This is a genomic window from Candidatus Methylomirabilota bacterium (assembly GCA_027293415.1).
Classification (GTDB): Bacteria; Methylomirabilota; Methylomirabilia; order Methylomirabilales; family CSP1-5; genus CSP1-5.
Genome location: JAPUFX010000117.1, coordinates 1 through 10,051, shown reverse-complemented (window position 1 = coordinate 10,051; position 10,051 = coordinate 1). Strand labels below are relative to the sequence as shown.

The following is a 10,051-nucleotide window of genomic DNA, read 5'->3' as shown; positions in this document are numbered from 1 at the left end:
TCACCTCGCCGCGTACAGGCTCTGTCGGAGGGCAGTCAGGGCTCGGGACAAGGCCACCCTTACCGCCCCTTCACTTTTCCCGACGATGGCGGCGATCTGGCGATGGGGGAGGCCCTCGTAGCGGGCGAGGATCAGGACTTCACGCTCGCCCGGAGGCAGGAGAGAAATGGCGCGTGCGATCCGGGCGGCCGTTTCGGCAGCCTCAAGCCGAGAGAGAGGATCCTCGGTCGGTGAGGCCTGGACCGTGGCCATATCGGTCGCATTGGCTGGGGCTGATTGCCGGCGGGATTGCTTCTCAATTTCGTGAAAGCAGAGATTGCGGGCAATGGTGTAGAACCAAGTCGAGACGGCGACCCGCGGCTCATAACGGTGCCGCTCGTGGTAGATGCGGAGAAAAGTTTCTTGGAAAATATCTTCAGCGGAGGATTGGTTGCCGACGAACCGGCGGATGAAGTTGTAGAGGCGGACTCGATAGCGGGCGTACAGGGCCTCGAAGGCCCCCGGTTCGTTGGCCTGGACGGCGGCCATCACGTGTTCGTCTGTCTGCTCCTGCCACTCCTCCAAGGGTCATTGCACCTTTTCCAGAGCATATGCCCCGAACTCGTAGGTCACCCGTTGTTTGACGCCGTGGCACTCGATGATGTCACCCGGCTGCACATCATCGGGTAAGATCACGATTTCCTCATCCACGGCACAGCTCGCCTTTTTCACCTCGGTCACGGCCCATACGCCATCCTTTTCGCTCACCCGGAGCGAAAGGCCAGCTCAGTTGGGGCAGTCAAAGATGTCACCTTTCCCGATCCCGGCCGGGATCGCAATTTCCTGCCCTCACCCTCTACAGAATGCCGTTGGCATCGCTCCTCTCCCTCTGCCCTAGCTGATCCCGAGCAGGCGCTCGATCTTGCCCCGGTCGAAGCCGACAACCACCTCCCCATCAATCACCGTGACCGGGGTTGCACGGACGCCCAGCTTCAGAAGTTCCTCCAGAGCCTGTTGATCTTCCCGAACATTCTTCGCAGTGAATTCCACACCCTTTTGAGAAAGAAACTCTTTCTCTGCATCACAGGAGCTTCATCCAGACGAGGTATAGACGATCACCTGTTTTGCCATGATCTCCTCCTTCGGGGACAATCATCCCAGGTTTGAAGCCGACCGGGTCAAGAGCGAGCCAAAGATTTCCCGGCCGGCCTCGAAAGCTTCGGTTATTGTCAGTGCTAAGCCATCTGGCCGATCCCTGGCCTGCCACCAGGTATCTCGGTGCTCCGCTGAACAGAAGAAGTTGATATCGGGACACCGCGACTCCGCTACAGGGCAGCAGGCGTCTTCTGCTAGCGGGAACCACACAAGGCTCTCCCGCGGGCGATACCGGCCGAGCTCCCTGGGGCCCACCGCGACCTCGACCGGGGTGTGGCACTGCGCGCATCGAGAGACGACATCGGCTGCCTGGCCAAGCATTACCGCCATCCCAAGGGCATCAACGGCGCATAAGGCGAAAACCTTTGGACCGTCTTTCAGGTGCACTGTGTGGGTAGTGGGAAGCCCGGAGAAGGGATAGGCGCTCTGAACATGCTGCTCGGCCTCATCCCAGACGATAAGATCCTTGTCCCCGAGCCTGCGACAAATGCGAGTGACGTCCTGCCTACCGAGTCCCGGGAGGAGCGTAATGATGTCATCCACGGTGGGTGATGTGCCGCTCGTCGCGAAGGTCCTTAGGATAGCCTTGCGGACCTCTTCTTCCTTTCGGGTCAGCTCTGCGTTGGCCAGGCGTGTGGCAATGGTATTGAGCGATTCGGGGAGGTGCATGTCTCTACTCTTTCGTAGAGGGACGGCGGTGCGGGTACACGAGAGTTATGGTTTTGGAAGTCGGGTGCAGGCCCAGATGTGCTCCGCGTTCTCCGCCACCATGCCTCGGGCCAGCTCGAGGATCTTCCGCACCCGTTTGTCCGCCACCCGGTAATACCGATTCCGGCCCTGTCGTGCAACGGTGACATACCCACACCAGCTCAAACAGGCCAGGTGGTTGGAGAGGCGTCCCTGGGGAACCTGCAAGAGATTCACCATCTCTGTGACGTGGCGCTCCCGTTCTAGCAAGAGCTCCAGGATCTTGAGCCGGGTGGGGTCACCTAAGCCCCGGAAGAACTTTGCCGTGAGTTGCAGCTGTTCCATCTCCTGTCTGGGCAGGGCATCCGCTAATGGACTCATATGGTCCTCCTCCTCGTAAGTCTTATAATATAATATACGCATTAGAGAATATATTGTCAAGCAATTTGGCGGACCGCGAGGGAGGCTAGGTGCCATCCGCTGGCTCGATCCCCCCTTCTGTTAATGTTGCAAGAAAAATGGATGATCTTGACAGGAGGTCTCTCGCTTCCTAGGATGGAAGCCTGATGAGCCAATCGTTATTCATAGGCAAGGTTTCAAAGCAGGTTAGGCTCAATCCGCGGACGATCCGCTACTACGAGAACCTCGGGTTGCTCCCGCCTCCCCTGCGTAGTGAGAGTCGATACCGCGTTTATACGCCTCAGACCGTTGAACTCCTCCATTTCATCAAGAAGGCAAAGACACTTGGTTTCACCTTGACGGAGATTCGGGAAATCATCGCCCTTCGACATCGGGGGGATCTGCCCTGCCCCCATGTCCACACCCTTCTCACCGAACGGGTGCAAACCCTCTCCCGCCAGATCAGCGACCTCACCCTGCTCCGCGACGAGCTGAAAGGCCTGGCCAGAAGGTCGGCCAGCCGACCGCGGACGACCCAGCCTACCTTGGTCTGCCCCCACATCGAACGGGCTCAGATCCAGCCTCTCCTTCTCCCCTCCCGCCCCCGCCAAAAAAGTTCTTGACTCTTTCCTTGACTGGAAGGTTTAGCCTCGAGCTAGGATCGATTGCAGTCCTGCGGTAGGTCAGGACCCAAGCGGCGCCATCGATCAAGGTCCAAGGTCCCCCTGCACTTTCGACTGGACTGGCGGACTCAAAAAAGTTCTTGACTCTTCCCTTAGCTGGAAGGTTTAGCCTGGGCGTATCCAGGAGGTCGTGTCATGGAAAAGCTGCAGATAAAGATCGGCGGGATGCAGTGCTCCTTCTGCGCGGAGAGCATCCGCAAGGCCTTGATGCAAATGGACGGCGTGGGGGAGGTCGGCGTGAGCCTCTCGCACGAGGAGGCGCTGGTCCAATACGACCCGGAGAAAGTGACGCCCGGGGAGCTCTGGGATACAGTGCGGAGCCTGGGCTACACCGTGCGGGACCCCAACAAGGTCCGCACATTTGAAGAGGAAGAAGCCGAGCTGCACCGGCATCGGAACCAGCTTCTGGTGGCGGCCGGGTTCATGCTCGTCTCCCTCGGCTTCATGAGCGCGATGTGGCTAGGCGTCCAGCAGTCCTGGTTCAAGTGGGTGATGCTGAGCCTCGCCCTGGGGATGGTCTTCGGCGTAGGCTGGCCCATCCTCCAGATGGCCTGGGCCTCGCTCCGACGGGGGATCCTGAACCAGCATGTCCTGATGGAGTTCGGCGCCTTCGGCGGCCTGGCCGGTGGGGCAGTCGGGTTTTTCACACAGCCCTGGCCCATGGCCGACTTTATGGGGGCTGCCGTCTTCATCACCTCCTACCACATTCTCTCGGCATATGTCTCCCTGCTGGTCCGCACGAGGAGTTCGCAGGCCATCAAGAAACTGATGGACCTCCAGCCTCCGACGGCCCGCGTCGTCCGGGACGGGAGAGAAGAGGAGGTCGCCATGGAGGAGGTGCGACCCGGGGACCTCGTGCGGATCCGCCCCGGCGAGAGCATTCCGGTGGACGGCCTGGTGGTGGAGGGCCTGTCAGGAGTGGACCAGAGCCTGGTCACGGGCGAGTCAATCCCGGTCGAGAAGGCCGTGGGGGATGAGGTCATCGGTGGCTCCATGAACCAGACGGGCAGCCTGCTCGTGCGCGTAAGCAGGGTCGGGGAGGAAAGTTTCCTCGAGCAGGTGGCTCGCTCCATCCAAGAGGCCCGGGCGCTCAAGCCGGGCATCATGCAACTGGTCGAACGCGTGCTGCTCTGGTTCGCCCCCGGCGTCCTCATCGCAGCCGGAGCGGCCTTCCTGATCTGGACTCTAGGTGCATGGCTGGTGACGGGTGGGCCCGACTTTACCCGGGCCATCTTTGCCACCCTGGCGGTGCTGGTGATGGGCTACCCCTGTGCCTTAGGGATGGCTACCCCACTCGCCATGATCCGCGGCGGCGGCATGGCTGCCCAGCAGGGCATCCTGATGCGCTCGGGCGAGGCCTTCCAGGTTTTCAAAGATGTCAAGAAGGTCGTCCTGGATAAGACGGGGACCATCACGAGGGGCAAGCCCCGGGTGGTCGAGCTGGTGCCCACGGGCCATGGCACAGTGGACCAATTGCTGGCGCTGGCGGCGGCCGCCGAGAGCTCCTCGGAGCACCCCCTGGCCAAGGCCATCGTCGAGGCGGCGGATGGGCGTGTGTCTCTGGAAGCCCGGGACTTCGAGGCCATCCCGGGACGGGGGATCAGGGCGACGATCGACAACAGACCCGTGCTGGTCGGGAGCCCTCGCTTTCTCTCGGATGAAGGCATAGACCTCACCCAAGTCCAGGAGCGCGTGGAGGCGATAGAGCAGCAGGGCCGGACCGTGGTGGCCGCGGCCGAGGCGGGTCACCTCGCAGGACTGATCGCCATCGCTGACACTCTGAAGGACGATGCCGCCGAGGCTGTGTCTCGGATGAAGGGCGCTGGCCTGGAACCGGCGATGCTCACCGGCGACAACCGGCGAACCGCAAAGGCCGTGGCGGATCAGGTCGACATCACCGAGGTCATGGCCGAGGTGCTCCCTAGCCAGAAGGCCGAACAGGTGCGAAATCTTCAGCAGCAGGGTTACCGTGTGGCCATGGTGGGGGATGGCATCAACGACGCTCCCGCACTCATGCAGGCCGACGTCGGGATCGCCGTCGGGGCTGGAACCGATATTGCGATCGAGTCCGCCGACGTCATCCTGGTGGGGGACCGGCTGGGGGGAGTGGTGGATGCCTACTACATCGGCAAGAGCAGCTTCCGGAAGACGGTGCAGAACGTCACGCTTGCCTTTGCCTTTAACGGCATCGGCGTCCCGGCGGCTATCACCGGTCTGGTCCACCCGATCATGGCCATGGTTGCCATGGCAGCGAGCGTCACGACCGTCCTCCTGAACTCCTTCGGCGGCCGCCTGCTGCCACGGCGCGAGATCAAAAAGGAGGTGACCATGGAAAAGCTCACACTCAAGGTTCCAACGATACACTGCGAGGGCTGCGTGTCCGGCATCCGCGAAAAGCTCCAGGAGCTGCCTGACGTGCAGGCGGTAGAAGGGAATGTCCAGGAAAAGCGCATCACCGTCACCCTTCGGGATGGTCAGATAGGGCGGGCCGAGATCTGCAAATCCATTGCGGAGACCGGCCACGTCTGCGGGGAGTAGGCAAGACCTGGTGAGCAACGCGCCGGAACCCCAAGAAGTGAAGAGGCCGGAGGTCGAATGGCTAAAGTCGCATTGAGATTTGTGATGATGCTCTTACTGCTGATTTTGGTCTCAGGCTGTACGGGCACGAGCAGGCGCTCCGGTCCGATCCATACGGGACCGATCTTCGGGGATACCGGGACCATTTCGGCGGACGAGAAGTAAGAGGTGGTTCCGTCCATCGTGATGGCCCCAAGGAGGAAATAATGGAGCGACGGCAAGCAACCCGAATACGCTGGAGAATGGGTGTATTGATCCTCGGGTTGGCTCTTCTGCCGGCCCGCGCCCTGGCGGCCCCCATCTTCGGCGCCAGTCCGCGGACCCAGTTCTTTCTGGGGACGGCCCTGCGATCCTTCGGCCAGTTTCAGAAGTCCTCAGGCGGAGGCAAAGAACTCAAAGTATGGACCGCCCCGGCCATCTTTTCCTACGCCCTGGTGACTGACGCCACGCTGAACCTGGTGGTTCCCTATCAGCGGCGGCATCTGGAGACCCCTGAGGGTGACTTCGACGCCGATGGCATCGGCGACATCACCCTCTTCGGCAAGTACACCTTCTATCGGCGAGATCTCCCCTTCGGCCGTGACCAACTGGCCGTCATCGGCGGGCTCGAACTCCCTTCGGGCTCCACCAGTAAGGGACCCGGGCTCAAGGAGAAACCTTCACTCCAGCTCGGCTCGGGCGGCGTCGACGGCATCGTGGGGATTGCCGCCGGCACCACCCGCAGCTGGTACAGCATTGAGGGAGCCGTCCGGGGCAAGATCAACTCCGAGGCGAAAGATTTCAAGTTCGGCAACGTCTTGCTCTATGACCTCTACCTGGCCTACCAGACCTACCCCGAATGGCCAACGCCCCTCGGCCAGCTCAACCTGAGCGTCGAGTTCAACGGCCGGACGTTCGCCGACAACGAGCGCGATGGGAAAAATGTGGATACCGGTGGGACCGTGCTCTTCATCTCGCCGGGGATCCAGTACATTGTCACCGAGAACCTGCTCTTCGAGACAGGGGTCCAGATCCCGATCGTCAAGGACTTCCCGAGTGGACGACTGGAACCCGACTACACCGTGCTGTTTGGATTCCGATACCTCTTCTAGGCGAAGCCCTGTCAACAAACCAACAGAAAGGAGGAACCATGCGAAAGCTAGCCATCCTTCTCAGCCTGCTCGTTGGGGTGAGCCTCTTCGGCACGCTGGCCGTTCCCCCGCTGGCCCAGGCGCAGATGACCTCGGTCCAGATGGGGATCGACGGCATGATATGACCCATCTGAGCGTACGGGGCCCAAAAGGCCCTATCCCGCCTGGATGGCGTGGACAAAGTAAAGGCAAGCTTACAGGAAGCACGGGCGGACATCCAACTCAAGGAGGGACAGCCTCTGGAAGTAGAGAAGCTCCGGAAGGCCGTCGTGGATGCCGGGTTCACCCCGAGCTGGATCCGTTTCGAGGCAGTGGGCCAGCTCAGCACCCGAGACGGTAGCCCCGTTCTCAAAGTGGAGGGCACAGACCAGCTCATTCCCCTTGTCAGCGATGAGAAGTTCAAGGAATTGGAAAAGGCCGCCGGACAGGATGGCAAGGCGATCTCCATTCTGGGGCTGATCCCGAAGGATAAGGAGGTGGCCCAGATCGAGCAGTTTCAAGTCCGTTAAAGAATAAAGGAGAAAGGAGGGGTTGCCATGGGTCGGCGAGGGATCGTCCTGCTGACAGAGGTGATCCCGGTCGGGCTACTCTCCTACGGTCGTGCCCGACCAACCTCACCAGAAGCACGGGCTACGAAGGGGGCCCATCCTGGGGCCCCTAGGGATGTCCCATGTATACGCTGTTTGTCAGGCTGGCCCAATTTCTGAACAGCCAGCAGGAGTTCCTTTCAAGCTGGCTCTTCTGGACGATCGCCTTCTTCAGACACCCCTTCATCATGTGGCCTTTCCCCCTGATGACCTATGGGGCCTTCTTCGGATCGGCCCTCCTCCAAGCCTTCTTCTACCCGGGATGGAGGACCAGGATCCTGACGCGCCCTGGAGCGGACCGCCCCTCCCTTCTCTCCGCCGTTGCCCTCGGCATCAGCGGACCCCCCAACTGGCGGTCGAACCTGGAGACGTTTCAGGAGTTGCTCCGGCGTGGGGTGCCGCCACCTACGGCTTTCGCGTACCTCATCTCCAGCTACAATTTGACGATCTACTTCTTCCTGCTCATTACCGTGAACAACGGCCCGCAGATCACCATCGGCCATGTCATCGCCGTCCTCCTCATGATCGCCTTCGTCCGTCAGGGCCTCTCGTGGTTCATCCCCCAGGCCATGTGGAAGCAAGCCCTATCAGGAGCAGCGGATGGACCTGTGGGGGAGGTCGCCGGAGTTGCACACAGCTGGAAAGCACGTATCGGGTCCCCGCGGGGTTGGCTCGATGCCCTGAGGTACCTTCTGCGGGACGTCAAGGTCCTCTTTATCCCCATCCTCCTTGGGTTGCTGATCGGCGGCTTCATGGCCGCCTGGGGCTACACCGATTCCTTCTTCGACCTGCGTTTAGGGGGCGGGGTGCTGGGGCAGCTTATAAATGCCGTGATCGGCCCGATCCTGGGGATCGTCACTTTCATGGTTCCGGTCTTAAATATCTTCGTCGGGAGCTGGCTCTGGAAGACGGAGTTTTTGGGTTACGCGGGCTTGGTCGGATTCTTCCTGGCCACGGTGCTCCATCCGGATACGGTGGGGACCTATCGGCGGATCTTCGGCCGGGCCCTCACCTTCAGGATCGTGCTGATCCTCTTAGGCTCGGTCGCGCTCGCGGCCCTCGCCGTGACGGTCATGTGGTACGTCCTGGCCGGCCTGGCCTCGCTCTTAGGCGTCCGAACCTTTATCGAACGCTCGATCCTCACGTCCTCCATCACCCCCTCGACCGTACCCTGGTTCCATGAGCTGTTCAAGCCGATCCTCGCGGAGTACATGAAGGACGTCATGGGCGCCATGCCCGGAGGGATGGAAGGTGGGATGCAAGGGATGTAGCGAAAGGCCACGAGTGAATCCTAAGTGCTCTCTGGTGGAAAGGATCGTCGTGACGCTTCTCCTCGCGATATGAGGCGGAAGCGGGAGGGAAATCACCATGAGAAGAAATGCTTTTCTTGTTTTCCTTTTTCTCCTGGTCCCGATGGGGACCTACCTGACCGCATGGCAGGTCGACGCCGGCGAGGTAAGGGAAGTCGGCACGGCCACGGTCGCCGGCATGCAGATCACCTTCGTCGCAGGGCCTCCTCCGACCCCAGAGGAGATGAAGATCATGCGGGAGCGGATGGGGAAGAAGATGGGGAAGGAGGGGATGCCGAAGATACGGAAGGAAGGCGAGATGGCGCCCATGCCGAAACCCACGCATCGTCTAGGGGTGATCATCACCGATGCGCAGACATGGCGGAAGATCTCCGGTCTCTCCGTTACGTTGACAGCAACTGGGCCCGGGGGTTCAAGGAGCTTCCCGCTCACGGAGATGGGGGGCTATGGGAGCCCCGTCGCCCTCCCTGGGAAGGGTCGGTATACGATCCTGATCAAAATGGAAGGCCCTTCCCTGAAAAAGCCGGTAGAAGTCCCCTTCGACTTCGAATATCGATAGGGCAATATCCACCCCAGCAGAGGAGAGACTCCATGACCAGAGACGTGAAAGGTCTTCTCTCAGGTATCGGGTCCGTCGTTCTCGCTTTTTTGCCCAACGCTTGATGAGTGCTGGCCTTGGTCTTCGCTGGTGCGGGGGTGCTGAGCGGAGGCCTGGCCGCCGGTCTGGCGGCGTACCGAATCTACTTCCTTTCCCTTTCCCTTTTGTTCCTGGGGCTGGGTTTCTATTTGCACTATGTCAAGAGGAGGGGTCCACGGTGGCACCGGTGGCCTTTATGGGGTTCGGCCCTCTTGGTGCTCGTCTTCTGGCTCGCCCCACTGCTCCGCCCCTGGTGGATCTGAAGATATATCAGTAAGGAGGAGGCAGCGTGGTTGCAAGGGCTGGGGGTGGCGTGCCGTGAGATCTCCCGCGGGAGAATCGTTCTGACAGCCTGGGCTTGACGCGGGATTAGGGATAACAGATAATAATCTCAGTGTTGTGCGCTTGGCCTGTCCACCAAGAAACCAGTGATGACGGAGGCTCTTGCCTTTGAATCCTTGTCGCCTCACCATCGCCACGCCACGCCAAAACCGGTAAAATAATCGGGGCTTCTCTCATTAAACACGCCCACGCCTGCACTCGCGTCAAGCTGTAGATTGTCATTGACAAGATAGGTCAGACCGCCATCGAAGAAACTCTCGTTCGGGCCGTCGTCGCTCTCGGGTACAAAACCAAAGTATTCAATGTAGGTCCCCCACCTCTCAGTCAGCTGGTACCCCAACACCAGGCTTCCAGAGAACTGGTGAAACCGGTCACCATCCTCACTGGCATACGCGTAGTTGAGGTTTGATCCCAACGAAAACCTTTCAGAAAGGTCCCAGGCCATTGCGAGTATGAACTCTGGTTGTGGCTCATCCTCGCCGATGTCATCGGCACCCGTTGGCAGCGTGGTGGCGATGATCACGCCAACCGTGGGCCGCGTCAGCTCGAACCGTTCTGATCCCTC

Annotated in this window: 14 protein-coding genes and 1 pseudogene; 9 read left to right on the top strand and 6 right to left on the bottom strand. The window is 60.6% G+C overall.

The genetic code is table 11. From position 1 onward, the window contains the following. From O6929_08470 to O6929_08450, 5 genes and pseudogenes are all read right to left on the bottom strand, one after another. The gene (locus O6929_08470) at positions 1 to 564 is read right to left on the bottom strand and encodes a sigma-70 family RNA polymerase sigma factor (GenBank protein MCZ6480420.1); all 564 of its coding nucleotides are present in this window, start codon (positions 562 to 564) and stop codon (positions 1 to 3) included. A 3-nt stretch (positions 565 to 567) separates the two neighbouring features. Further along, entirely contained in the window at positions 568 to 747 is a 180-nt protein-coding gene (locus O6929_08465) for a hypothetical protein (GenBank protein ID MCZ6480419.1), read from the bottom strand. A 126-nt stretch (positions 748 to 873) separates the two neighbouring features. Beyond that, positions 874 to 1,053: pseudogene (locus O6929_08460) on the bottom strand (glutaredoxin family protein). A 78-nt stretch (positions 1,054 to 1,131) separates the two neighbouring features. Then, positions 1,132 to 1,803, bottom strand: a complete 672-nt coding sequence (locus tag O6929_08455) for an alkylmercury lyase family protein (GenBank protein MCZ6480418.1) — start codon at positions 1,801 to 1,803, stop codon at positions 1,132 to 1,134. Positions 1,804 to 1,848: 45 nt separating this feature from the next. Next, a complete protein-coding gene (locus O6929_08450) occupies positions 1,849 to 2,202 on the bottom strand; it encodes a metalloregulator ArsR/SmtB family transcription factor (protein MCZ6480417.1) in 354 nt (117 codons plus the stop codon). A 185-nt stretch (positions 2,203 to 2,387) separates the two neighbouring features. Between O6929_08450 and O6929_08445 the strand changes: the two genes are divergently transcribed. The 9 genes from O6929_08445 (at position 2,388) to O6929_08405 (ending at position 9,407) form a co-directional block, all read left to right on the top strand. Then, positions 2,388 to 2,843 carry a heavy metal-responsive transcriptional regulator gene (locus O6929_08445; protein ID MCZ6480416.1) on the top strand — a complete coding sequence of 152 codons (456 nt, stop codon included), beginning with the start codon at positions 2,388 to 2,390 and terminating at the stop codon, positions 2,841 to 2,843. Between the two features lie 195 nt (positions 2,844 to 3,038). Then, positions 3,039 to 5,441 (top strand): heavy metal translocating P-type ATPase, encoded by a 2,403-nt coding sequence (locus tag O6929_08440; protein MCZ6480415.1) that lies wholly within the window; start codon positions 3,039 to 3,041, stop codon positions 5,439 to 5,441. A gap of 57 nt (positions 5,442 to 5,498) precedes the next feature. Beyond that, entirely contained in the window at positions 5,499 to 5,645 is a 147-nt protein-coding gene (locus O6929_08435; protein MCZ6480414.1) for a hypothetical protein, read from the top strand. Positions 5,646 to 5,686: 41 nt separating this feature from the next. Further along, positions 5,687 to 6,571, top strand: a complete 885-nt coding sequence (locus O6929_08430; GenBank protein ID MCZ6480413.1) for a transporter — start codon at positions 5,687 to 5,689, stop codon at positions 6,569 to 6,571. A gap of 38 nt (positions 6,572 to 6,609) precedes the next feature. After that, a complete protein-coding gene (locus O6929_08425; GenBank protein ID MCZ6480412.1) occupies positions 6,610 to 6,735 on the top strand; it encodes a hypothetical protein in 126 nt (41 codons plus the stop codon). A 48-nt stretch (positions 6,736 to 6,783) separates the two neighbouring features. Further along, entirely contained in the window at positions 6,784 to 7,119 is a 336-nt protein-coding gene (locus O6929_08420; protein ID MCZ6480411.1) for a hypothetical protein, read from the top strand. A gap of 161 nt (positions 7,120 to 7,280) precedes the next feature. Continuing rightward, on the top strand, positions 7,281 to 8,468 hold the full coding sequence (locus O6929_08415) for a permease (protein MCZ6480410.1): 1,188 nt from the start codon (positions 7,281 to 7,283) through the stop codon (positions 8,466 to 8,468). 97 nt (positions 8,469 to 8,565) lie between these two features. Beyond that, the gene (locus tag O6929_08410; protein MCZ6480409.1) at positions 8,566 to 9,066 is read left to right on the top strand and encodes a hypothetical protein; all 501 of its coding nucleotides are present in this window, start codon (positions 8,566 to 8,568) and stop codon (positions 9,064 to 9,066) included. A 116-nt stretch (positions 9,067 to 9,182) separates the two neighbouring features. Further along, on the top strand, positions 9,183 to 9,407 hold the full coding sequence (locus O6929_08405) for a hypothetical protein (GenBank protein MCZ6480408.1): 225 nt from the start codon (positions 9,183 to 9,185) through the stop codon (positions 9,405 to 9,407). Between the two features lie 203 nt (positions 9,408 to 9,610). Here the strand turns inward: O6929_08405 and O6929_08400 are convergent. Next, a partial coding sequence (locus O6929_08400; protein ID MCZ6480407.1) for a transporter occupies positions 9,611 to 10,051 on the bottom strand: 441 nt, incomplete at its 5' end.

What these genes read in the sequence shown, in the direction of transcription:
- O6929_08455 (MCZ6480418.1), bottom strand. Translation starts at nt 1,803, where the DNA reads ATGCACCTCCCCGAATCGCTCAATACCATTGCCACACGCCTGGCCAAC.
- O6929_08450 (MCZ6480417.1), bottom strand. Translation starts at nt 2,202, where the DNA reads ATGAGTCCATTAGCGGATGCCCTGCCCAGACAGGAGATGGAACAGCTG.
- O6929_08445 (MCZ6480416.1), top strand. Translation starts at nt 2,388, where the DNA reads ATGAGCCAATCGTTATTCATAGGCAAGGTTTCAAAGCAGGTTAGGCTC.
- O6929_08440 (MCZ6480415.1), top strand. Translation starts at nt 3,039, where the DNA reads ATGGAAAAGCTGCAGATAAAGATCGGCGGGATGCAGTGCTCCTTCTGC.
- O6929_08435 (MCZ6480414.1), top strand. Translation starts at nt 5,499, where the DNA reads ATGGCTAAAGTCGCATTGAGATTTGTGATGATGCTCTTACTGCTGATT.
- O6929_08430 (MCZ6480413.1), top strand. Translation starts at nt 5,687, where the DNA reads ATGGAGCGACGGCAAGCAACCCGAATACGCTGGAGAATGGGTGTATTG.
- O6929_08425 (MCZ6480412.1), top strand. Translation starts at nt 6,610, where the DNA reads ATGCGAAAGCTAGCCATCCTTCTCAGCCTGCTCGTTGGGGTGAGCCTC.
- O6929_08415 (MCZ6480410.1), top strand. Translation starts at nt 7,281, where the DNA reads ATGTATACGCTGTTTGTCAGGCTGGCCCAATTTCTGAACAGCCAGCAG.
- O6929_08410 (MCZ6480409.1), top strand. Translation starts at nt 8,566, where the DNA reads ATGAGAAGAAATGCTTTTCTTGTTTTCCTTTTTCTCCTGGTCCCGATG.